General features: G+C 37.6%; 23 protein-coding genes and 1 tRNA gene. 12 read left to right on the top strand and 12 right to left on the bottom strand.

Annotation, left to right across the window (positions count from 1 at the left end; genetic code table 11):
* Positions 1-56: 56 nt before the first annotated feature.
* Complete coding sequence (locus NRL14_RS04295; RefSeq protein WP_007377794.1) at positions 57-503, top strand: GNAT family N-acetyltransferase; 447 nt, start codon at positions 57-59, stop codon at positions 501-503.
* A 76-nt stretch (positions 504-579) separates the two neighbouring features.
* Here NRL14_RS04295 and NRL14_RS04290 read toward each other — a convergent pair whose 3' ends face one another.
* The 6 genes from NRL14_RS04290 to NRL14_RS04265 all read right to left on the bottom strand — a co-directional run bounded on the left by NRL14_RS04290 (position 580) and on the right by NRL14_RS04265 (position 6,299).
* Positions 580-1,935 carry a sodium-dependent transporter gene (locus NRL14_RS04290; RefSeq protein ID WP_306724092.1) on the bottom strand — a complete coding sequence of 452 codons (1,356 nt, stop codon included), beginning with the start codon at positions 1,933-1,935 and terminating at the stop codon, positions 580-582.
* Positions 1,936-2,139: 204 nt separating this feature from the next.
* Positions 2,140-3,432: an ATP-binding protein gene (locus NRL14_RS04285; protein WP_007377792.1), complete on the bottom strand. Its 1,293-nt coding sequence runs from the start codon at positions 3,430-3,432 to the stop codon at positions 2,140-2,142.
* Between the two features lie 14 nt (positions 3,433-3,446).
* Positions 3,447-4,151, bottom strand: a complete 705-nt coding sequence (locus NRL14_RS04280; RefSeq protein WP_007377791.1) for a response regulator transcription factor — start codon at positions 4,149-4,151, stop codon at positions 3,447-3,449.
* 21 nt (positions 4,152-4,172) lie between these two features.
* Positions 4,173-4,556: a DUF3019 domain-containing protein gene (locus NRL14_RS04275; RefSeq protein ID WP_033023763.1), complete on the bottom strand. Its 384-nt coding sequence runs from the start codon at positions 4,554-4,556 to the stop codon at positions 4,173-4,175.
* A complete protein-coding gene (locus NRL14_RS04270; protein ID WP_007377789.1) occupies positions 4,546-5,403 on the bottom strand; it encodes a MipA/OmpV family protein in 858 nt (285 codons plus the stop codon). The genes NRL14_RS04275 and NRL14_RS04270 overlap by 11 nt, the downstream gene beginning before the upstream one ends.
* Positions 5,404-5,495: 92 nt before the next feature.
* Entirely contained in the window at positions 5,496-6,299 is an 804-nt protein-coding gene (locus NRL14_RS04265) for a hypothetical protein (protein ID WP_007377788.1), read from the bottom strand.
* Positions 6,300-6,413: 114 nt separating this feature from the next.
* On the opposite strand from NRL14_RS04265, the gene NRL14_RS04260 reads away from it, so the two are divergent.
* On the top strand, positions 6,414-7,568 hold the full coding sequence (locus tag NRL14_RS04260) for a serine hydrolase (protein WP_306724091.1): 1,155 nt from the start codon (positions 6,414-6,416) through the stop codon (positions 7,566-7,568).
* Positions 7,565-8,068, top strand: coding sequence for a histidine phosphatase family protein (locus NRL14_RS04255; RefSeq protein WP_007377786.1), 504 nt, complete (start codon positions 7,565-7,567; stop codon positions 8,066-8,068). Before NRL14_RS04260 ends, NRL14_RS04255 begins: the two co-directional genes overlap by 4 nt.
* A gap of 78 nt (positions 8,069-8,146) precedes the next feature.
* On the opposite strand, the gene yhbY is transcribed toward NRL14_RS04255, so the two are convergent.
* Positions 8,147-8,443 carry a ribosome assembly RNA-binding protein YhbY gene (gene yhbY / locus NRL14_RS04250; RefSeq protein ID WP_007377785.1) on the bottom strand — a complete coding sequence of 99 codons (297 nt, stop codon included), beginning with the start codon at positions 8,441-8,443 and terminating at the stop codon, positions 8,147-8,149.
* Between the two features lie 88 nt (positions 8,444-8,531).
* Here yhbY and rlmE point away from each other — a divergent pair, with 88 nt between their 5' ends.
* From rlmE to NRL14_RS04210, 8 genes are all read left to right on the top strand, one after another.
* On the top strand, positions 8,532-9,161 hold the full coding sequence (gene rlmE, locus NRL14_RS04245) for a 23S rRNA (uridine(2552)-2'-O)-methyltransferase RlmE (RefSeq protein ID WP_007377784.1): 630 nt from the start codon (positions 8,532-8,534) through the stop codon (positions 9,159-9,161).
* A 66-nt stretch (positions 9,162-9,227) separates the two neighbouring features.
* The gene (gene ftsH / locus NRL14_RS04240; protein ID WP_306724154.1) at positions 9,228-11,171 is read left to right on the top strand and encodes an ATP-dependent zinc metalloprotease FtsH; all 1,944 of its coding nucleotides are present in this window, start codon (positions 9,228-9,230) and stop codon (positions 11,169-11,171) included.
* 234 nt (positions 11,172-11,405) lie between these two features.
* Positions 11,406-12,251: a dihydropteroate synthase gene (folP, locus tag NRL14_RS04235; protein ID WP_149614272.1), complete on the top strand. Its 846-nt coding sequence runs from the start codon at positions 11,406-11,408 to the stop codon at positions 12,249-12,251.
* Positions 12,251-13,591: a phosphoglucosamine mutase gene (gene glmM, locus NRL14_RS04230; protein WP_007377781.1), complete on the top strand. Its 1,341-nt coding sequence runs from the start codon at positions 12,251-12,253 to the stop codon at positions 13,589-13,591. The genes folP and glmM overlap by 1 nt, the downstream gene beginning before the upstream one ends.
* An 81-nt stretch (positions 13,592-13,672) precedes the next feature.
* Positions 13,673-14,422 (top strand): triose-phosphate isomerase, encoded by a 750-nt coding sequence (tpiA, locus tag NRL14_RS04225; RefSeq protein WP_306724090.1) that lies wholly within the window; start codon positions 13,673-13,675, stop codon positions 14,420-14,422.
* A gap of 1 nt (position 14,423) precedes the next feature.
* Positions 14,424-14,777: a preprotein translocase subunit SecG gene (gene secG, locus NRL14_RS04220; RefSeq protein ID WP_306724089.1), complete on the top strand. Its 354-nt coding sequence runs from the start codon at positions 14,424-14,426 to the stop codon at positions 14,775-14,777.
* Between the two features lie 79 nt (positions 14,778-14,856).
* Positions 14,857-14,941: transfer RNA gene (locus tag NRL14_RS04215), tRNA-Leu, on the top strand.
* Between the two features lie 208 nt (positions 14,942-15,149).
* The gene (locus tag NRL14_RS04210; protein WP_306724088.1) at positions 15,150-16,775 is read left to right on the top strand and encodes a methyl-accepting chemotaxis protein; all 1,626 of its coding nucleotides are present in this window, start codon (positions 15,150-15,152) and stop codon (positions 16,773-16,775) included.
* An 82-nt stretch (positions 16,776-16,857) separates the two neighbouring features.
* On the opposite strand, the gene NRL14_RS04205 is transcribed toward NRL14_RS04210, so the two are convergent.
* The 4 genes from NRL14_RS04205 to NRL14_RS04190 all read right to left on the bottom strand — a co-directional run bounded on the left by NRL14_RS04205 (position 16,858) and on the right by NRL14_RS04190 (position 20,354).
* Positions 16,858-17,265 (bottom strand): phosphate ABC transporter substrate-binding protein, encoded by a 408-nt coding sequence (locus NRL14_RS04205; protein WP_306724087.1) that lies wholly within the window; start codon positions 17,263-17,265, stop codon positions 16,858-16,860.
* A gap of 12 nt (positions 17,266-17,277) precedes the next feature.
* The gene (locus tag NRL14_RS04200) at positions 17,278-18,423 is read right to left on the bottom strand and encodes a porin (RefSeq protein WP_008136002.1); all 1,146 of its coding nucleotides are present in this window, start codon (positions 18,421-18,423) and stop codon (positions 17,278-17,280) included.
* A 383-nt stretch (positions 18,424-18,806) separates the two neighbouring features.
* Positions 18,807-19,214, bottom strand: coding sequence for a phosphate ABC transporter substrate-binding protein (locus tag NRL14_RS04195; protein ID WP_033015656.1), 408 nt, complete (start codon positions 19,212-19,214; stop codon positions 18,807-18,809).
* A gap of 12 nt (positions 19,215-19,226) precedes the next feature.
* Positions 19,227-20,354, bottom strand: coding sequence for a porin (locus tag NRL14_RS04190; RefSeq protein WP_306724086.1), 1,128 nt, complete (start codon positions 20,352-20,354; stop codon positions 19,227-19,229).
* A 557-nt stretch (positions 20,355-20,911) separates the two neighbouring features.
* On the opposite strand from NRL14_RS04190, the gene NRL14_RS04185 reads away from it, so the two are divergent.
* Positions 20,912-23,134: a TonB-dependent receptor gene (locus NRL14_RS04185; protein WP_306724085.1), complete on the top strand. Its 2,223-nt coding sequence runs from the start codon at positions 20,912-20,914 to the stop codon at positions 23,132-23,134.
* A gap of 74 nt (positions 23,135-23,208) precedes the next feature.
* On the opposite strand, the gene NRL14_RS04180 is transcribed toward NRL14_RS04185, so the two are convergent.
* The gene (locus tag NRL14_RS04180) at positions 23,209-23,574 is read right to left on the bottom strand and encodes a hypothetical protein (protein WP_008138625.1); all 366 of its coding nucleotides are present in this window, start codon (positions 23,572-23,574) and stop codon (positions 23,209-23,211) included.
* Positions 23,575-23,605: the final 31 nt, after the last annotated feature.

Raw genomic sequence — 23,605 nt, 5'->3', positions numbered from 1 at the left:
GCCAGTGATTTAAACAAACCCAGCTTAGGCTGGGTTTTTTGTCTATAGGATTTAATATGCAGTTTAAATGTGAGTCATTTGAGGCTTTTGATACACATACACTTTTTACTATTGTTCGCGGTCGGGTGGATGTGTTTGTAGTTGAGCAGGCTTGTCCTTACCCAGAGCTTGATGATCATGATGTTGCTGTAACTACTCGGCACATATATAGCATTGATAATAATAAGTTGCTTAGCTACGCTCGTTGTTATGATAGAAACGCGCAGTACAGCTCAATAGGGCGTGTTTTAGTGAATGAAAAGGTACGAGGCAAAGGTTATGCAAGTGAGCTTGTAGCTACAGCTATAAAGTGTTGTAAAGACCAGTGGCCTGAGCGTGATATTTACATTGGCGCGCAAACATATTTACTCGACTTTTATCGCTCATTTGGTTTCGAAAGTGTGGGGGAAGAGTACCTTGAAGATGGCATTCCTCATCAAGACATGATTTTAAAAGTGGTTTAGTGATTTTTACTACGCTAAGTGACTTAATTTAATAGCTAACAAAATAGCCCACAAATGTGGGCTATTTTTATAGTGCTTAACTTAATAACGAATGTAAAAAAACTGTACCTATTGCTAGTGGGCATACAAACTTAGTATACCAAGGCCATATTTTCCAAAAAAATGTATTATGGACTTCAGGGTTTCCTTGTTGAATAGCTTTGAGTAGTGAACCCCTGTACCAAATCCAACCAACAAATATGCAACACATTAACCCTAATAGTGGTTGGGCAACTTTCGTTGTAAGTGTTATAACCAGACCAAATAAAGAGCTGAGATTGCATACAATTGTAATACTAACGACAGCAATTAAAGCGCCAATGAACCAAGTAGCTTGCACACGTTTCATTGCAAAGCGTTCTACTGTGTATGATACCGGTGCTTCAAGCATTGAGATTGATGATGTTAGCGCTGCTATGCTCATCAACGCAAAAAATGCAAAGCCAACAAATAAGCCTACGCTACCCATACCATCAAATAATGCAGGTAGTACTTGGAATACTAATGTATCTTCTGATAACAGCTTCCCTGTTACCGGTGAAAATATTTCTACGCCTTGTGCTTGAGCGACATACATTGCAGGAATAATAAGTAAACCTGCTACAAAGGCAATGAGGACGTCAATAAGGGTTACATAAGCACCTAATGAAACGAGGTTCTCTTTTTTACTAATGTATGAGCCATAAATAATCATTACACTGGTACCCAATGATAATGAGAAAAAAGCTTGGCCTAACGCACTGACTAATAACTGAGGATCAAAAATAGAAGAAAAATCAGGAACTAAGTACGCCTTTAAGCCTTCCATTGCGCCATTTTGCGTCATTACATAAGCAATTAATGAAAATAAAATTCCCAGTAATGCAGGCATTAAACGCTTTGACCATTTTTCTATACCATTTTCAACACCTCGACTAATAATAGCGACGGTTAATAAGATAAAGACCATAGTAAATATAATATTTCGCGTAAGTGATTGCTCGCTTAGCCATGTGGATGTAGAGTTTGCACCAACAAGCGTCGCTATTGGCTCTGCTGTTGCGCTGAGCATCCAACCGGCAACAATCGCGTAAAAACTTAATATAAATCCAGCACATAAAATACCGCCAAAACCCACAATAAACGCGAAGTGTTTTTGCCAAGGTCTATTAGATATTTTTTGAAGCGATGAAACTGCATTTGCTTGACCATGGCGACCAATCATAAGTTCGGCCATTAAAGCTGGGTAAGCCAAAAAGAACGCGAGTACTAAATATGCTACTAAAAAAGCAGCACCACCATTGCTGGCTGTTTGTGTAGGGAATCCCCAAATATTACCCAAGCCAACAGCAGAACCTGCGGCGGCCATAATAAAACCAAAACGAGAACTAAACTCGCCTCTAACTGCGCTCATATTATTGTACTTCTCTATTTTTTGACGGCGCAGACAATCTACTGGAAATGTAAAAAAATAAAAAGTGCTTATTTGCTGATCTCACACAATTTAGTATGCCAGTAGTATGGTATACGCGATGTTTTTAATAAATGTTACTGTATAGTTATAGTTAACAGGTTGTTTTTGTTTTTAAAATGTTAATTACAGGGTGTAATTAATGCTTTACGCCTTGTGATGTTGATCGATAATGAGTGTAAAACAGGCTCCACCTAATTGGTTACTTTTACTTACTTTTACGCTGCCATGATGCCAATCAGCTACTTTTTCAACAATCGCAAGGCCTAGCCCATAGCTTTTATCTGCGCGGTTACGATGTTCTTCTTCTTTGAAAAATGGGCTAAATACGTTGTTAAAATTTTCTTTTGCTATACCAGGGCCATCGTCTTCAACAGTGATTACAAGCTGGTGTTCGTACACTTTAGCACTTAGATAAATATGTAGCTCTGCGAAGTCACAAGCATTATTTAATAAGTTAGTTATTGCACGAGCAAGCCAATGTAAGTCGGCATTGATAATGTCACTTGAGCTATTAAGTTGTACGTTGAGCATTTGCGATTCAAATTTAGGTGCAAGTTGTATTAATATATCACTGAGATAGTGCTTAATATTAGTTGAAGAGTAGGTCAATTTGTTGGCATTTTGCTCAAGCGTTGCAAAGGCTAAATAGCTTTTTAACATAGACTCCATATGGTCTAAATCGCTTTCCATACGGGATAAATATTTTTTTATTTGTTGCTCATCATAGCTATCAATAGCCGCATCTAATCCAAAGCGCAGGCACGCAATGGGTGTACGAATATCGTGAGATAAGCTTGACGCCATTAGTTTATTTTCGGCGACTAGTTTTTCTATCTGACTGGCCATTCTGTTAAATGTGAGCTCTACATCTTTTATGTAGGTGAAGTGCGATACTTTAATTCTTGCTTGTACATTACCTGAGGCAAACTTTTTAGCTGCTTCATTTAAGACTGTTAAGCGCTTTGCAAGAGGGGTAATAATAAACCCCATAAATACGCACAAACCAGCATAAAATAGTAGTGTTAAAAATATATCATTGCGCTGCTCAGTATCTACGCGTTTGTCTAACCGCATTGATATATGAAAGGGGCTTAATATTTGACTACTATAAAGCATATAGAAGCCTTGTTGATCTTCTAAAATTAACCCACCGGCAGTGTGCATCTGTAATAATAATGAAGGAGGTAGTGCGAGAGATTCATTGTGCTTGTAATCAATTAATAAATTAAACTCATTCGCTAGTTGCTTTACATAACGACCACGTTCAGAAGTTGGGATATTAGCTAATTGTTTGCTAAAGCCCATTATCATCTTACTTTGCACACTAAATTCATCTTCTGAGGTTTGTGTTTGTTGGCTAAATGCATCAATTAACCAGCCAAGTACAACGATAGATAAAAGTGCACTGCTAAGTAGTGAAATATAAAATTTCTTCACTTATGTATCACTTTTTACCATGCGGTAGATACGAGTAAGTAACCTCGTCCCCATATAGTTTTAATTTTAGTCGGATTTTGTGGATCATCATTAAATTTTTTGCGCAGTGCTGAAATAAGTACGTCAACACTTCTATCCAAGCCGTCATACTCACGGCCTTTTGTTGCTTTAAAAACAGCATCACGTGATACGACTTGACCCGCATTACTCGTTAAATAGTGAAGAAGTAAATACTCTGCGCTGGATATATTTATATCAAGATCGTTTAATTTTACGCTTCTAGATTCAGTGTTAATACTCAGCGCGCCAACCGTTATTAATTTTTCGTTTGCCAGTGATTTGTTTGGTTCATTATTTTGGCGAAGTGCAGCTTTAATTCTAGCTAAAAGTGCACGAGGGCGAACGGGTTTCATGACATAGTCACTTGCACCAACTTCTAACCCTATTACTTCATCCATTTCTTCATCGCGTGCGGTGAGCATTATAATAGGGGAGTTATAAAAGCTACGCAGTTCTCTGCATACGCTAATTCCGTCTTGTCCAGGAAGCATAATATCAAGTAGGACAATGCTAGGATTTAAGGTTTTTACTTGGCCAATAACCTCGTCGCCTCGATGGCATACATGGGTCGTATAACCTTGCTCCGTTAAGTATTCTGCAACCCACTGAGCGAGCGATACATCATCTTCAACGAGTAAAATAGTGCCGTAGTTATTCATAAATTATCCTTAATGTGTTTATTAAAATAATCGCCAACGGCGTTTCTTTTGTCTGTTTTGATATACCCACTGTAGTTTTACTTCTGTAAGGCTAATAACTTTAGATGTATTACTATCAAAGAGCTCAAATGAGATACTCTGCTGTGAATCAAAAGCATAATTAAAAGTTCCTTCCTTTTGTTTAAGCCAGCATTGCATAATGTACTTTGAGGTCGCATCGCGTAAGCAGTAATTGCCAAACGTTGGCTGATGCCATGTTAGAGTGATATCAGCATAACAGTTTCTTCCTTCTCTAAGTGCGACACAAGTATCTGGAAGCGCAATAAGCGCATTGGGCATTTCATCTGCTTTTGATAAAAATGCCGTAGGGAAAAGCAGAAAAGCACAGACCCATCTAGAATACATAACGAAGGCCTACCTTGGCTTGGTGTTGATATCTTCGAGTAATAATAGGGCTTTCATCAATCTCATTTGAAAACCAAGTCGTCAGCCATCCTGCTAAAAAGACCCAATCTTGGTTAATTGGGTACTCAGCATGGAATTCAAACATCATACTGCTACTTGCATTTGTTCTATAAATTGGACGATCACTCGTCGCTTCACTACTGTCTATACCAAAATAATAATTGGTGAAGTCACTAGAGTAAGCACTCAACCCAACTCCAGTTCTAAACTCCCAGTTACGCCAGGGTAAAATATGGCTAAAAAAGGTATTTACGATCCAGCCATTATGTGTGCCAGAAATGTCATGAAGGTATTCAAAAGAAATTTGTGAGTTTTCAAATCGACGAGTTAATCTGAGTCCGGTATCAAAATCGTAGTTACGTGTTTTTATACCCCTTAACTCATCGATAATGCCATCATTGTATAGACCTAGTCCTTTATCGTTAAAGCCACTTTGAACATTTGTACCTAAAATATCGAGACCCCAATCAAACTTGTCTATCAGGCTGTAACCTACAACAAGGCCGCCACTTAGTTGATTATGATCAAAGTCGAGATAAAAATTTTCATAAGATAGGGCAAGTGTTAAGTCAACCAGCATTCCATGGTCATAAGAGTCGACACCTATTAGGTAAGAGTCACCGATATGATAACCAACACCAGCGCTCCAATCCCATGCAAAACCTTGAGTTGGCTCTAAGGTGTTATCAGCATAATAACGATTACTTGCCATACTTGAAGTACTAAAAATACTCATACATAGGAGTGTAATGATAAAAAAAGTATAATTAAGTAAAGCGTTTTTCATCTCAAAAGAGCCTAATTATTATATGTTATAAAGCGTAGTATATTGTTAATACGTTCCTTAAATCTGTAAAAAAATGTAGCAAACATTAGAAATTACTGAACTTTAATTTTATCGATTAATATACTGCTTAAATAAAATTGCATCATGGGGGTTAATGCACTTATTTCTGTACGATTACATGGACCGGTAAGCTTTGTTAAGCTTGATAACTTAGATAGTGTTTTGTAGCTAGGAATTTGTATTTCTTTACCTAACCTTGCTAAACGTGCCTCTTCTGTATTTTGCTGGTGGATAAAGGCAACAACTTCTAATTCATTCGTAATTTTTTGTTCTTCATTAAAACTATACACTAGCGGCTCACGATGAAAGCTTGCGCTGTCGATTGAAGACTTAGCAAACCAGACAATGTCGCCAGACTTTTTATGAGTTAGACGCATGCTGACTTGAGCAAAAATAGTGGCACATTGTTGAATTGGGTACTGTTGGGCAACCTCTGTATAAAACGAAAAGGGTTTTTGTGGCTGTTTAATTAAATATTTTGTATCGTCTGTAAATGACAAATCAAGCTGCTGTATAGTAAGAACATAGTCACTATTATTTTTTGTCGTTACTTTTAATGCTTTGTCGTTTAATGCTTGGCTTATTTGCGATAATAGTGTGTCTGTTAGGCTTGCTTTGTCTGAAATTATCTTAACAGTTTGATTTTTTATAACTTTATGCGCAGGTAATTGAACAGATTTAACTTTTGGTGACGAATGAGTCGTTTCATATTCAAGCTGGTATGTTTGGCTTTTTAAGTTAGGCTTCAACGGCATAGCCAAAGGCTCCGCTGGTTGTTTTGTGATAACACACCCGCTTAAAAATAAAATAAAAAGTGACACAACTAAAAAACGCATAAGTACTTCACACCCACTAAAAATACAATAATCGTCGTATTGTACGTTAGTCCAAACAAAACTTCATGATATTATGTACCTAGATGTAGTTTAAAAAGATAAAAATTATAAAAAATGAAGTACCTCCCTTCTGTATTGTATAGCCTTTTAGCGCTGTGTTTATTGCTTAGCTCCATAGATGTCGTAGCAAAAACGGATCCCGGTTGGGATTCATTTGTAAAAAAGTACGGTCGCTATGCCGAAAAGAAACTAAAGAGTAAAGGTATTCCCGGTGCGGCATTATCGATAGTTAATATTCAAAATAGTGACTACATTCATCCGATAGGAGCTACCAAAGCACGTAATGGGCAAAGTGTTGATGCTCATACTCGTTTTAGATTGGCATCTGTGTCTAAAACCTTTGCAGGTTCGTTAGCTGCAAAGCTAGCCTCTGACGGTATATTAAGGTTAGATGAACCAATAAGTAATTATATTCCAGAGTTCAAAAACACAGTGTATGAAGATGATTTAAAAGTATTTCACCTTTTAAGTCACTCAAGTGGTTTAGTACCAAATGCATACGATAACTTAATTGAGTCGCGTATGCGCTACCCCGATATTGTTGAAAAGCTACTTAGCGTTAAGCCAATTTGTGAACCCGGACAATGCTACGGTTATCAAAATGTAATGTTTAGCTTAATTGACGATGTGATTTTTCACGCTACAAATAAAAATTATTCCCAATGGTTAAGTAAAGCTGTTTTTTTACCTCTGAAAATGGCAGATGCCAGTTTAGGTTATGACGGTATGGTAAAAGATAAAAATTTTGCACTCCCTCACGTGCGTGGTAAAAAGCGTTGGTATACTGCTAAACTTAAAAAAAATTACTATAAAGTAGGGCCCGCAGCAGGTGTTAATGCCAGTGCAAGTGATATGGCTATTTGGTTAAAAGCGCAACTAGGACAATACCCTGATGTTCTATCGCTAGATGCGTTAGCAAAACAAACACGTCCTTATACACATACAAAAAAAGAACTGTATCGCAGGGTGTGGAAAAAGCATCTTAATGAAGCATATTACGGCTTAGGCTGGCGTGTTTATAACTACGCGGAAGAAACGCTTTATTATCATAGCGGGTGGGTGCAAGGCTATAGGAGTGATGTGGTTGTATTTCCTCACTTAAATATTGGTTTTAGCTTAATAGTTAATGCTGAAACTGGCGTAATCAATGAACTAACGACTGAATTCATCGACAGACTATTAGAATACAAACGAGGTAAAAAAATATGAATAATAAAATAATATTAGCAATCATTTTTTTAGTTATGTTATTTAATTGTAGTTTGGCATTTGCAACACCGGATGAAATATATTTGTTTCGTCATAGCGAAAAATTAGCGGGTAAAAATCCAGCGCTCTCAGAGGCGGGAAAGGCACGTGCAAATAATTTAGTTACTTTTTTTAAAGAATATCAAAAGATACATATTTTCAGCAGCAACTATAAACGTACGTTACAAACAGCAGCTCCTTTGCAGGCATATTTTAATATCGACGTAAATGTGTATAACGCAGGTGAGCTAAGTGATTTAAAAAATGAGTTACTAAAACTAAAAGGTGTAGTTGTTGTTATTGGGCACAGTAATACAACACCGCAATTAGCCGAGCTACTTTCGAATGAAAAAGTGCCAGCAATGAGTGAAACACAATTTACTCAGTACTTTATATTAAATAAGAAGCCCAGTAGTACTGGCAGTGAATATGATGTAACCCATCATAAAATGAGTTTTTAATTTAAAACGTAAAATAACAAAAAACCAGCATTAAGCTGGTTTTTTCATTAAACACACTAGGTTACTTAAAATAGTAATTTAGTTACGTGGTAAATGTATTTTTCTCTCAGCACTTTGAAGATAAAGTACAATAGTGTGACCAATTGTTTGTAACTTAGTCGCACCAGTTTCACGTACGATAGCTTCAAAAATAAGAGCTTTAGTTTCACGATCGTCAGTCGGCGCTTTCACTTTAATCAATTCGTGAATTTCTAACGCACTTTTAATTTCCATTACTACGCCTTCGGTTAAACCGTTAGAACCTAGTAAAACTACTGGCTTGAGGCTATGTGCCTGACCTTTTAAAAACTGCTTTTGTTTATTTGATAATGTCATGTTTATACAAATTTTGCTGAATATGGCTTGAATTAAGGGTATTCTACCGCCATCTAAGGAATATTACTAATTAGTTGCGTGTTAATTTATGACAAATAAAAAACAGTCAGCCAGTTCACAGCGATGGCTGAAAGAACATTTTGATGATAAATATGTTCAAGAAGCGCAAAAAAAAGGCTGGCGTTCTAGAGCGGTTTTTAAATTAGATGAAGTTCAGAACAGAGATAAAATACTGCGTCCGGGTATGACAGTGGTAGATTTAGGGGCCGCGCCGGGTAGTTGGTCACAGTATTTAGCCGAAAAAGTGGGTGATAAAGGTCAAGTAATAGCATGTGATATTTTACCGATGGATTCCCTTGCAGGTGTAGACTTCTTACAAGGTGACTTTCGTGAGGAGGCTGTATTAAATGCATTATTAAAACGCATTGATGGTAAAAATGTTGATGTGGTATTCTCTGACATGGCACCAAATATGAGTGGTAATAATTCAGTTGATCAAGCTGGTAGTATGTATTTGGTAGAGCTTGCATTAGATATGTGTAGCCAAGTACTAAAGAAAAATGGTGCATTTATTGTTAAAGTGTTTCAAGGTGAAGGCTTTGATCAATACTTACAAGACGTACGTAATAGTTTTAAAGTAGTGAAGATACGTAAACCTGATGCCTCGCGTGCCCGTTCTCGGGAAGTATATATAGTAGCGACTGGATACAAACTGTAGTACAGTTGCTTGGCGTTTAGTTGAATTTAAATTAATTGGATACAAGAGGTTAACCCCTTGAGCGATATGGCGAAAAACTTAATACTATGGCTGGTCATTGCAGTTGTGCTGATGTCAGTCTTCCAGAGCTTTAATGGTGGCGATCAAGTTGATCGTCAGACAAGCTATAGTCAATTTGTTAAAGACGCCCGAAATGGCTCTATACAAGAAGTGGCAATTGAAAGTACCAGTGGGACAATTACAGGTACTAAAACCAGTGGCGAACGTTTTCAAACGATTATGCCAATTTACGACAAAGATATTTTAAATGACTTATTAAAAAGTAATGTGAATGTGAAGGGTGTAAAACCTGAAGAACAGTCATTTTTAGCGAGTATATTTATTTCTTGGTTCCCAATGATACTGCTGATTGGTGTATGGATATTCTTCATGCGTCAGATGCAAGGCGGCGGCGGTAAAGGCGCTATGTCATTTGGTAAGAGTAAAGCGCGTTTAATGAGCGAAGATCAAATTAAAACAACGTTTGCAGATGTTGCTGGTTGTGATGAAGCGAAAGAAGATGTTACCGAATTGGTAGACTTTTTACGTGACCCTTCTAAGTTTCAAAAACTTGGCGGTAGTATTCCTAAAGGCGTACTAATGGTTGGTCCTCCTGGTACTGGTAAAACGTTACTTGCAAAGGCTGTTGCGGGTGAAGCGAAAGTACCGTTTTTTACAATTTCTGGTTCAGATTTTGTTGAAATGTTTGTAGGTGTTGGTGCATCACGTGTACGTGACATGTTTGAGCAAGCTAAAAAAGCAGCGCCTTGTATTATCTTTATAGATGAGATTGATGCTGTTGGTCGTAAACGTGGTGCTGGTATGGGCGGCGGTAACGACGAACGTGAGCAAACACTTAACCAAATGCTAGTAGAAATGGATGGCTTTGGTGGTAACGAAGGTATTATCGTTATTGCAGCAACTAACCGACCAGATGTATTAGACCCAGCATTACTTCGTCCAGGTCGTTTTGACCGCCAAGTAGAAGTTGGTTTACCTGATATTCGTGGCCGTGAGCAAATACTTAAAGTACACATGCGTAAAGTGCCATTAGGCGATAACGTTGAAGCGGCACTTATTGCACGTGGTACACCTGGTTTCTCTGGTGCTGATTTAGCGAACTTAGTAAACGAAGCTGCACTTTATGCTGCACGTGGTAATAAACGTGTTGTAAGTATGGCTGAATTTGACGCTGCTAAAGATAAAATCATGATGGGTGCAGAACGCAAAACCATGGTGATGAGCGAGCAAGAAAAAGCAATGACTGCGTATCATGAAGCAGGTCACGCAATTGTGGGCCGTATGGTTCCTGAACATGATCCAGTTTACAAAGTATCTATTATTCCACGTGGCCGTGCGCTAGGTGTAACAATGTACTTGCCTGAACAAGACCGTGTTAGTCATTCAAAAGAGCTTTTAGAATCAATGATTTCTAGCCTTTACGGTGGTCGAATTGCTGAAGCGCTTATTTATGGTGCTGATAAAGTAACAACAGGTGCGAGTAATGATATTGAACGAGCTACAGATATTGCTCGTAAAATGGTTACACACTGGGGTTTAAGTGAAAAACTAGGTCCGTTACTTTACGCTGAAGATCAAAATGAAATGTATATGGGTGGCGGCGGCAGTCGTGCATCTAGCATGTCAGACGACACAGCAAAGATAATTGACGCAGAGGTTCGATTACTTTCAGATCGTAACTATCAACGAGCAGAAGAAATATTAAAAGAAAACATTGATATTCTTCACTCAATGAAAGATGCCCTGATGAAGTATGAAACTATTGATGCTAAGCAAATTGATGATTTAATGGCACGCCAACCAGTGCGTGAACCGCGTGATGCACATGACCGCCATGAAGCAAAACCGGTAAAAGCTGAAGAATCTCAAGAGCCAGTTAGCGATGAAAGTCGAAAATCGGATGATTCATCGAAAAAAGATGAAACAAACCTTGATGATAAAGCTGAATAATCGTTAAAATAGCGAATGAAAGCCCCGTACTTCGGGGCTTTTTTGTATCAGTTATTTATACCAATTTTATTGATGGATGTTCATTCTAGCGAATTAAATAACTCACTAACTTCGCTGAGAAATTATTTATATAGAATAACTATATGTCATAATTCCGCCTTGTAATTAAGCTATTTACTTATCGCTATAATAGATATTAATTTAATTTTATTGGAAAAAGAATAAAGGTTGGCAATGACTAACATATTAAAGCTTCCCAGAGGACGTACGCTTAATATTGAAAAGCCCGTTATTATGGGAATATTAAATGTAACGCCGGATTCATTTTCTGATGGTGGGCAGTTTTTAGACCCAACAATAGCACTGAAACGTGCAATGCAGTTATTGGATGATGGTGCGAAAATTGTAGACATAGGCGGAGAATCTACCCGCCCCGGCGCACCAAATGTGAGTTTGAAAGATGAACTTGCCCGCGTAATTCCCGCTATTAAAGCAATACGTGAGCACAGTGATTGCGTTATTTCAATTGATACCAGTAAAGCGCAAGTAATGGAACAAGCAATACTCGCAGGGGCTGATATAGTCAACGATGTAAGAGCTTTGCAAGAATTAGATGCGTTAGAAACGGTTGCGCACTATGAAGATGTAGCAATTTGTTTAATGCATATGCAAGGGCAACCTCGCAGTATGCAATGTTCACCTCATTATGATGATTTGTTTGCAGATATAAATATGTTTTTTAGTCAACGTATTAAAGCCTGTGAAACAGCCGGGATTAAGTTTGAACGACTTATCCTAGATCCCGGTTTTGGATTTGGAAAAACGCTTAACCATAACTATCAAATATTGGCTAAGTTTAATGATTTTAATAAATTGGGTTTGCCATTATTGGCTGGTTTATCTCGTAAATCGATGATAGGTAATTTATTAAATAGAGAAACAAGTGAGCGATTGGCAGGTAGCTTAGCAGGTGCGCTAATCGCGGCGCAAAATGGCGCAAAAATTATTCGCGTACATGACGTAAAAGAAACCGCAGACGTGCTTAGTGTATTACGAGCCTGCGAACAAGGAATACAATAATGAAAGAAAGAAAATATTTTGGCACTGATGGAGTGCGTGGATTAGTTGGTACAGCACCTATTAACCCAGAGTTTGCTATGAAATTAGGTTGGGCTGCAGGGCGTGTTTTATCTCTGGGTGGCACTAAAAAAGTAATTATTGGTAAAGATACACGTATCTCAGGTTATATGCTTGAAACAGCACTTGAAGCTGGGTTAATTGCCGCAGGTATTGACGTCGTGTTACTTGGCCCTATGCCAACGCCTGCTGTTGCCTATTTAGCGCAAACGTTTCGTGCGGAAGCGGGAATTGTAATTAGTGCATCACACAACCCTTATTACGATAATGGTATTAAGTTTTTTAATGGACAAGGCCTAAAGCTAGCTGATTCCGTAGAGCTTCAAATAGAAGCGATGCTTGATGAGCCAATGACTTGCGTTGCATCTGATAAATTAGGTAAAGCATCTCGTTTAGTCAGTGCAGATGGTCGTTACATAGAATTTTGTAAAAGTCAGTTTCCACAAGGTTTGTCATTAGAGGGTCTCAAAGTCGTCGTTGATTGTGCTAATGGTGCTACATATCATATTGCTCCTTCTGTTATGCGCGAACTTGGTGCTGAAGTAATTACCCATGCGTGTGAGCCAAATGGCGTAAACATAAATCATGAATGTGGTGCTACACACGTAGATACACTTAAACGTAAAGTACTTGAATTTAAAGCAGACGTAGGTATTGCTTATGATGGTGATGGTGATCGCGTTATGATGGTTGATCATAATGGCCGTGTATTTGATGGTGATGATCTAGTTTATATAATTGCGTGTCAAGCAGCCCAAGAAGATAACTTAGGTGGTGGCGTAGTTGGGACTGTTATGTCTAACATGGGTCTTGAAAATGCTTTAAAAGCCAAAGGAATTGAATTCGCACGTAGTAAAGTAGGCGATCGCTACGTTATGGAATTACTGCAACAGAAGGGTTGGAAAATTGGTGGGGAAAGCTCGGGCCATGTTCTAAATCTAGATTTGATAAGTACCGGAGATGGTATTATTTCAAGCCTACAAGTATTGGCTGCAATGGTTGCACAAAACCGTACTCTACAAGACTTAGGTGCAGGCTTTACTAAATACCCAATGAAAATGATTAACGTACGTTATACACCGGGAACTGATCCAACGAGTACAACAGAGGTCCTTGCAGCTGTTGCCGAAGTAGAGAAAAGCTTAGGCGATAAAGGGCGCGTTTTACTTCGTAAATCAGGTACTGAGCCTGTTGTGCGTGTTATGGTTGAAGCAGAACAAGAAAAAATAGTACTCGATAGTGCGCAAAAAATTGCGACAGTTGTCGAATCTATGAGCAAATAAACTGATTGATAACAATAACCTCTTGTAACTTTGGGCGAGAAAAGTTAATATCTCGCCCGCTTTCTAATGTGGAGTGGAAAAATGGCAATACGCAAGCCAATGGTCGCAGGCAACTGGAAAATGAATGGTTCGTTAGAGCTAATTAAAGAAATGTCTGGTGCCATCAACAATGTTAAATCAAAAGAGATAGACATTGTCTTATTTCCCCCTTTCCCATTAGTATCATCAATGGTTTTAACCGGAGTCTGTACAGGAGCGCAAACTGTTTCTGAAAACAAACCAGGCGCCTTTACCGGTGAAGTTGATGCGAAACTTATTAAAGATTTAGGCGCGAAGTACGTGCTAGTAGGTCATTCAGAACGACGTAGTATTTATAATGAAAGTAATACTACGGTCGCTGAAAAATTTGCCCGAGCTCAAAATGTTGGTCTCATTCCAATCTTATGTGTGGGTGAAAGTGAAACAGAGCAAGAAAATGGTAAAACTGAGCTTGTCGTTTCTATACAAATTGATGCAATAATTAATAAATTAGGTGTAGCGGCACTAAAAGATTCTGTGATAGCATACGAACCCGTTTGGGCCATCGGCACAGGTAAAACTGCATCGCCAGAACAGGCACAAAACGTTCACAAATTTATCCGTGATAAAATTGCTTCATTAGATGGCAATTTAGCACAAGGGCTTACCATCTTATATGGTGGTAGCGTTAATGAAAAAAATAGCGAATTATTATTTGCACAAACAGATATAGACGGTGGCCTAATTGGTGGTGCTAGTCTAAAAGCAGATTCATTTATTGCAATTTGTAAAAGTGCAGAAGGAACCGTATAAGATGTACGAAATTTTATTAGTAGTTTATTTAGTTGTTGCCTTGGCATTAGTTGGTATGGTTTTAATCCAACAAGGTAAAGGCGCAGATATGGGCTCTTCATTTGGTGCCGGTGCGTCTGCTACTGTTTTTGGATCGTCAGGTGCTGGTAATTTCATGACGAAAACAACGACAAGTTTGGCAACTGTATTTTTTGTTTTAAGCATTGTTTTAGGTAACCTTACTGCGGGTCAAATTAAAAAGACTGACGAATGGGAAAATCTAGAAGCAGCGCCTGCAGTTGAAACAGTGTCTCCTGTAGAAGAGGATGTTCCTGTAACATCTACGAAAGAGAAAAGCTCTGACATACCAAATTAATTTAACTTAAATAAATGTTAGACGATTTATATTCCTCATTTAAATCATTAAGTTTAACACTTAAGCGAAAGCTTGAAATGCGGATGTGGTGGAATTGGTAGACACGCCACCTTGAGGGGGTGGTGCTTTAGGGCGTGGGGGTTCAAGTCCCCCCATCCGCACCAAATTTAATAAGCCAGTAACAGCAATGTTACTGGTTTTTTTTTAATAAAAATAATTTTGATTGTTTTTCGAACTATTCAAGCCTGTTTTTACATTATTTCTTATAAATTCGCGAAAAATCACAAAAAAACTAGAAATATTACAAATATAGTTAACACTTATGGTTATTAAGCCGATAATAGTTATAGACAATAAAATAAGGTAATCAATATGGCCTCAGGCTTCTCTTTTCAAAACCTAAGCATAACTAAAAAAATACATGCAATAACATGTATTGCAGTTTTGGCTTTTTTAGCGATCGTTCTGATCAATTATTTTGCAATGAATGATAATAGGATATCACTTAATGAAATGGAGAGCTCTACATACAAGGTTGTTAAGCTTACTTCAGAAAATGTTAGTACTTTAGAAAAGTTAGACGAGCTTTATACTCAAGCTGTCACATTCGGTGAGCAAGACCTTGTTGTTAAAGCAAGTGACACTTATAAATTGTTAGAAACGAACATTAATTTAATTGAACAGATAAATGAATCCTATATAAACAGTGAGACAAAAAAGCAGTTAGCTAATTATGAAGAGATATCTTCGATTATTGCCAATGGGATGGTTAGTGGCACTGCTGATTTTAGTAAAATTCAACAGCAAGCTCAGTTAAAAACATCTCTTTATAACGAGGTCTTAAGTAATTTTAAAAGTGCGCAACAAAAAGCAGACAACCGTTTTTTTGAACTTGTTACTAGTACCAAAGATCGTTCTGACTATGCATTAACTTTAATGCTAGTCGTATCCGTCGTATCGTTAATATTACTATTATTTATGGCCGTCTGGATTGCCAGAGGAATTGGCTCGTCAGCTAGTGATGCTGCAAATAACTTAAGCTTATTAGCAAGCGGTAAAGGCTCTCTTAGTACACAATTAAAAGTAAGCTCTGAAGATGAAATAGGGCAAGTATCAATTAACTTTAATGCGTTTATTACTCTGCTTAGAGAAACTGTACTTGAGGTTATTGCCGTGTGCGAACCTTTGATGGAAAATTCTACGCGACTTGTTCAGGGGATGGAGCAAGCTGAGCGTGCCACAACGAAACAAACTACCGATGCTGAAATTGTTAAGCAATCAATGGAAGAAATGAAGCAAAGCGTTGGTGATATCTCTCAATCAGCCGCTAGTGCTTCCCATGCAGCTGAAACAGCAGAAAAAGAGGTCGAACAAAGCAGAACTCAAGTACAGATGTCAGTAACTGCATCTCGCACGCTTAGTAATGAAATAAACCAAGCTGCTACTACAATAAATAAACTGGCGGATGATACAAAAAATGTATCACAAATATTGAATGTAATTACTTCTATTGCAGATCAAACTAATTTACTTGCACTTAACGCCGCCATTGAGGCAGCTCGTGCTGGTGAGCATGGCCGTGGTTTTGCTGTTGTAGCTGATGAAGTTCGAGAATTAGCATCTCGTACAGCACATTCGACCAATGAAATACGCGAGTTATTAGGTGCATTAACAACGGCTGCTAATGAATCTGTGACAGCGATGACTTCGGCAAGAGACATGGCTACTGATAATGCGACCGCAGCAGAAAAAACAGGGATTTCTATTGAAAAAATTGCAGAGCAAATGCTCGAAATAAATGGAATGAACTCTCAAATAGCTGCTGCTACGGAAGAACAAACCTCTGTAGCTGCAATGGTAGTAGAAAACGTATCGAATATGCACGTATCGTTTGAGGATACCATGGACTCATTATTGGCAGCACGTGATGTTGCTAAAAACCTTCATTACCTATCAGATAACTTATTAGATGCAACAGCTAAATTTAGAATAGAGTAGTAATACTTTTAAGTAACTATATTTATTAAAACTAAAAAAACCACAATTAAAAATAATTGTGGTTTTTTTATTCATCAGTAAATTAAAATTTACCAACTACCTTTACGCTATCATTGACCTTTGCACTATCAACATAACCTATTGCGTCGTTGTTTGCTGCAACAAAGTCGAGTACTGCTTGATCATTATCTAGCTTTTCAGGAGGGGTTCCTTTACCTGTAAATACCAGCTTTGACCAATAGGCATTGAGCTGACTACTCGATTTACCAACAACCTTATCATTAAACTCATCGGCAACACTATTGCCATTTTGGTTTACTGGATTCACTTTCGTACCATTATCAAATGATTTACTTTTACCTAAATAAATCTTTTTGATTGTATCTGCATCAAGGTTACTTGTATTACTCGCATTTACGATAACAGCTACCTCAGCAGAGGCGCTGATTGAGCATAATGTTAGTGCACTGGCTAAAATTAACTTCTTCATGGTTTGCTCCAATTAAAATACTAGGTCTATGCCTACAGCAATAACATCAGTTTCTGTATCTGTTATGTCATCTTCAAATCGACTAAAATCTATTTTAAATGCAGCAGAAGGGTGGAAGTCGTATCGAGCACCAATAGTGTAAACATTACTTTGTGCACGAACACCTTCTAAAGCGCCATTCACTGCGGCATTAAGACTTGGAATCGCTTGAATTTTATCAAAACGAGAAGAATCATGTTTATCGTCATTGTCTTCATAGGTGAAATGAATGATGACGTCATCTAATCTGTAACCTACTGATGCATAATATTGAGATTGCTCAGCTAAAATACTGTTCTCAACTTCAAGCTGTGTGTATTCTGCATCAAACAAAATGTCGTTGTAGTCAATTGAAAAACCTAAACCAATGAATGTGCTATTATCTTCATCAATAGCTATATCATCCGCTAGGCTAGTCAAATTACTTGCTCTAAGTATATCTTCCAGGCCGTTCAATGCTGCGCCTGTTGAGTCATTTGAATCAAGCTCAAAAGAGGTTTCAGCAACTAAGTAAGCTGCACGGAGGCTTAACCAATCGCGAGACATTGTCCAGTTTATACCTGCAAAATTGTTTAACTCGGCTTTATCGTTAGCACTTACAGCATCAATTTCACCATCAAAACCACCGTAAATAACCTGTAGGGTTGAATCCCAATCACCTAATTGAGTGTTGTGTAGTAGACTTAAGCCTTCATAAGTTGAAAATGGAATGTTGTAAACAGATTGTGGAGGCCTAACCCATCTATAGGCATAGCCTACATCAATAAAGTCAGAATAACGGTAAAAAGGAACTCGCATTTTACCTGCGCTTAACTGCAACTCATCTGAAAACTCATAAGTAACATATGCCCATTCAAACTCCGCGTCGAAATCATTATCACCACGGGCTACAATTTGAGCTGTTGCGCTTAACTTATCTTGCAAATCCGCAGATAACTGCAGCGCAAATACACTTTCGTTTTTAAACGAAATGTTGTCGTCATACCCATATAATGTGCTATCGCTATCTAGGCTTTTTCCGCCAACAATTGATGCAAATCCATTTATTCGTACTTCAGCACTTGTATAACTTGATACTAAAGCTGCACATACTGCTACTGCTACAGATAGCTTTTTCATATGTATTTCCTGTTTAATTTAAATGTTGATTTCATTTTCATTATAGGTACTTATTTAAAATATATCTAATAAATAGAGACGTTTATATTATTATATAAAATATAAGCGCTTCTTTTTAAAGGTTATAATAATAATTATACGAATTGTTGTTATTTGTTATATTGATAATATGACTCCCGACACAGGATGAGTATTGACGATTAATATTGTTGGGATTATTGAGATTTTAATTAGTTGAAAATGTAAGGTTATTCAATGACAAAAAAAATTGTAACTTAGCAGGCTAAGTTACAATTTTTGTATTTTTTGTCAATTCATATTTTAAATATGTGTATTGCTAACGCTGTTTTATATCGGATAAGCACTTAACAATAAAGTTAGTCTCAAAACTTTCCAACGACCTTGACTTTATCATTTACTTTCCCACTTTCGACATAACCTATAGCATCACCATTTGCTGCGACAAAATCTAGCACTGCTTGGTCGTTATCTAATTTTACAGGGGGAGTTCCTTTGCCTGTAAATATAAGTTTCGACCAGTATGCATTAAGTTGGTTACTTGATTTTCCCACAACTTTATCATTAAATTCGTCGGCTATTGCATTGTCATTTTGATTTACCGGATTGACCTTTGTTCCATTGTCAAATGACTTACTTTTTCCTAAGTAGATCTTTTTGATTGTGTCCGCATCAATATTACTTGCGTTGCTCGGATTAATAATAACGGCTACTTCTGCAAATGTGCTGATTGAGCACAATGAAAATACGCCAGCTAAAATAATTTTTTTCATCACTTGCTCCAATTAAAATACTAAATCAACGCCGACAGCAACAACATCGGTTTCAGTGTCTGTTATGTTATTTTCATATCGGCTGAAGTCAATTTTAAAGGCTGCTGAAGGATGAAAATCATAACGAACACCTATTGTATAGACATTATCTTGGGCATTGAATGCATCAAAAGAGCCATTAATTGCAGCGTTTAGTGCAGGGATCTCTGGTATTTGGTCATAGCTTGACGAGTCACTACCATCATCATTATCTTCATAAGTAAAATGAACAATTATTTCATCCATTCGATAACCGATAGATGCATAGTATTGTGTTTCTTCTGGCAGTAGGCTGTCACCTTGGGTTAACTTAGTGTATTCAGCATCAAAAAGCACATCATTATAATCTATAGAAAAGCCTAAAGCGTAAAATCGTGCATCTTCTTCATCTATGTCTAAACTTTTTGCTTGTTCGACAAGACCATTTTCGTTCAGTGTTGCTAATAAGCCATATAGTGAGCTATCGGTTGATAGCTCTACAGATGACTCTGCCTGTAAATAAGCTACTCGCGCACTAAACCAGTCTCGTGTTACAGACCAGTTAATACCAGTAAAATCATTTAATATAGTTTTAGAGGCAGAGCCGTCGAGGTTTCCATCGAATGATCCATAAATAAGTTGTAATGAAGAGTCCCAATCACCCATTTGAGTGTCATATAGCAAGCTTAATCCCTCATATGTCGAAAAAGCAATGCTATATACTGATTGTGGGGGGCGTACCCATCTATATGCATAGCCTACATCTAAAAAATCAGAGTACTTATAAAATGGAGCTCGCATTTTACCTGCGCTTATTTGTATTTCATCGTTTAATTGATATGTTAAATAAGCCCATTCAAAATCGGCATCAAAATCATTGTCACCACGAGCAACAATCTGTGCAGTGGCTGTTAATTTCTCTTGTAAATCCGCTGATAATTGTAATGCAAAAACACTTTCATTTTTAAATGATATGTCGTCGTCATAACCATAAATAGTTTGCTCACTATCTAGACTTTTTCCGCCTATAATTGATGCAAAGCCATTAATTCTTACTTCGGCATTTACATAGTTTGTTGCAAGCGCGCAACAAACCGCTACTGCTACTGATAGCTTATTCATGTATGTTTCCTACTTGTTGTTTAAATGTTAATTCACTTTAATTGTAGTAGCATAAAAACAATTTATCTAATTAACAGAATGATTTTGTTGTTTAACTTTATCATTTTACGAGATTAAGTCAGAAGTCTATAAATGTATAACGAAATACTTTAATAAGCTTTATGTAGATAAGCCCGAACTTTGGTTGCGCTAATTAACTTGAGAACTGGATAAAAGAGCTGTTTTCAGCGCTAACTGCGCTGAATTTGCTTGCAACAGGCCAGCTATTGATGCGTAAATTCGCCTTGTTTTTATTGAGAATATCGGGCTAAACAAAATAAATTTAAATATCACCATGATTCACTATATTAGTAAATCTCTTGACCAGGTTCAGGTTAAGTAACAGCATAAGTCGCTTTTATAGATGTTTTATGAAAAATTTATACATTTATTTACAATTCTGCCATATAATACCCCTCCAGAGGAAAGATGCATTACGCATCTTTTTTTATGCCTGAAATTTATACTTTTAAGTATAAATGCATAACTAAATCACACGGTATCCTTTGGAGAATATTTTGAAATTACGTAACCTCTCACAGCTAAGTCTAGCAATTTTTGCTGCACTCACTACCTCTGTAAACGCCGAAGAAACTAAAACAACAGCTAAACAAGACGCATTTGAAAAGATAGAAGTCACAGCTCGTAAACGTACAGAGAGCTTGTTTGAATCTCCAACCGCTATCACTTCAATTGGCGCTAACCTAATTGATAAAGCCAATATGAGTAACCTAGAAGATATTGGTAAATATGTTCCAAATTTAAATATTACCCGCTATGGCGTGGGCAATTCTGCGCATGCGTCTGTATTTATCCGCGGTATAGGTTTGCAAGATCACATAATAACTACCGATCCGGGTGTGGGTGTGTATCTTGATGGTGTGTACTTAGGTCGTCAAATGGGTTCTAACTTATCATTACCTAATGTTGAGCGTGTTGAAGTGCTTCGTGGCCCGCAAGGTACTTTATATGGTCGTAATACATTAGGGGGCGCTGTAAATGTAATTACAAAGCAACCTGGTGATGAAGGTATTGTTACTACTACAGCTAAGCTGGGAAGTCGTGGACGTATTGCCGGTGATGTTTATTTTAATAACTCACTAACAGATGATGTAAGTATGTCTGCAAGTGCATCGTACAAAACACGTGATGGTGTGGGCGAAGCTGTTAATTTAGCAAACCCAGAAAAAGAAATTGGTGAAGAAGAAGAATTTAGTGGTCGTGTTGCACTTAAATGGCAAGCAAATACCGACTTAGCATTCACTTTTTCTTTAGATGGTGTTGATAACGAATCTGGCCAATCGCCTTATACAATTGAATTGACAGACCCACTAGACTCAAATGATGTTTTTAATGGCGACTTCCCATTATTGACTCAAGATTTAATTCCATCAGACCCTGATGATTTAGGCACAACTGTTGCGGGTATTGAATCTACCTCTTACTCAGGTTGGGGCACATCGTTTTCAGCCGATTGGGCAATTAACGATACTTATACTGCTAAATTCATTTCAAGCTACCGTACATCTGAGTATGAAGGTGGCCTAGATGATGATGCATCACCTTTAAACTTATCTGAATTCCCTGAAGAGGGCGGTGCAGATCAGTACTCTTTTGAAGTTCAGCTAAACGCCACATTCGATAATATGGACTTTGTATCGGGTCTTTACTTCTTTAATGAAGATGGCTTTACACGTTCAGGTCCGTTTGTTTTTAGCCCATTTAATACACCTAATGGTTTATTAAATGATGGTGTAACGGAATCATTTGGTGGTTACGGCGACTTTGAAATTAACCAAGAAACTAACTCATATGCCGCGTACATCAATGCAAGCTATGATTTAACTGACGATTTAACGCTTGGTGGTGGTCTTCGTTATTCAAAAGATGAAAAAGATGCAAATGCTATATTCCCATCATTTCCTACTCGTAAGTATGTCAGTGCAGATTTTGATGCAGTTACGTGGGATATTAATGCTTCTTATCAGCTTAGCAATAATATGAATGTTTATGGGCAAGTTCAAAAAGGCTATCAAACAGGTGGTTTCCCACCGCGTCCATTTGGCGGGCCAGACCAGTTTGTATCGTTTGATGAAACAAAAGCGATTAACTACGAAATAGGCTTAAAGGGTCAAGTACACGAAAATGTGTCTATGATGCTTGCGGTATTTGTGACTGATTACACCGATTTAGCATTACCGTTCTCTGACCCTACTTCAGGTGGTGGGTTTGTGACTATTGTCGAAAATGCTGGTCAATCTAAAGCGCAAGGTATTGAGCTTGAAACAACAGTGGCTATTACTGATGATTTTACAATTAGAAGTGCGGTAGGCTACTTAGACTCTGAAATTACCGAAGTATCAGAAGGGGTTCAAGGTATTGGTAAAGGTGATTCACCAGCACTGACACCTCGCTGGACTGTAATGATTGCACCATCTTACTTTATGGATTTAAGTAATGGCGGAACGTTAGCACTTAATGCTAATTATTCATTTAGAAGTGATATGCAAGGTCAATCTGTTTTTAACAAAAGTGAAACGATTGATTCTCGAGAATTGGTTGGCTTTAATATTTCGTACACGAATCCATATGGCGATATGGAAGTAACGTTATACGGCGAGAATGTTCTAAATGAAGTTTATGATGTAGGTCGCTTACAACAATCAGGTTTTGTTGGTGTAATGCGCAGTAATGACCGCAGCGAGTTTGGTTTGAAATTCAAAAAAGATTTTGAGCTATAATTAGTCAGTATTAACAAATATTGAAAACAAAAAAGGAAAGCCGAGGCTTTCCTTTTTTATTATTGAAGGTAAAATTAACCTTCGTTATGTTCTTTACGCGCTTGTTCAATTTCGTCAGCAATTTCTTGCGCTTTTTGCTTGGTTTTTTCAGTTAATTCGCCAGCAGCTTCTTTGCTTTTAACCCATGCGTCAACCGCAATCTCTTTGCCGTCGTCGTACATGTCTAAGCCCATTGTTTTACTTTGCTCTAATAGCTCGTTTAAAGACTCGTCATTTTTAAGATCGTTAGTTGTCTCTTTAACGTCGTTCCATGCATCACCAAGCTTTTCTTGCATTTGTGCGCTTTTATCTTTTGCATCTTCTTTTACTTCGTTGGCATCTTCACAACCAGTTAATGTAATTAAAGTGCCTAATAAAGCTAAACCTGCTAATTTATTCATGTGCTATCTCCTTTAGAGACTGATAATTAAT

Source organism: Pseudoalteromonas sp. 20-92, from assembly GCF_030847595.1.
Lineage (GTDB): Bacteria > Pseudomonadota > Gammaproteobacteria > Enterobacterales > Alteromonadaceae > Pseudoalteromonas > Pseudoalteromonas fuliginea.
This window is presented reverse-complemented; position numbering and strand designations above follow the sequence as displayed.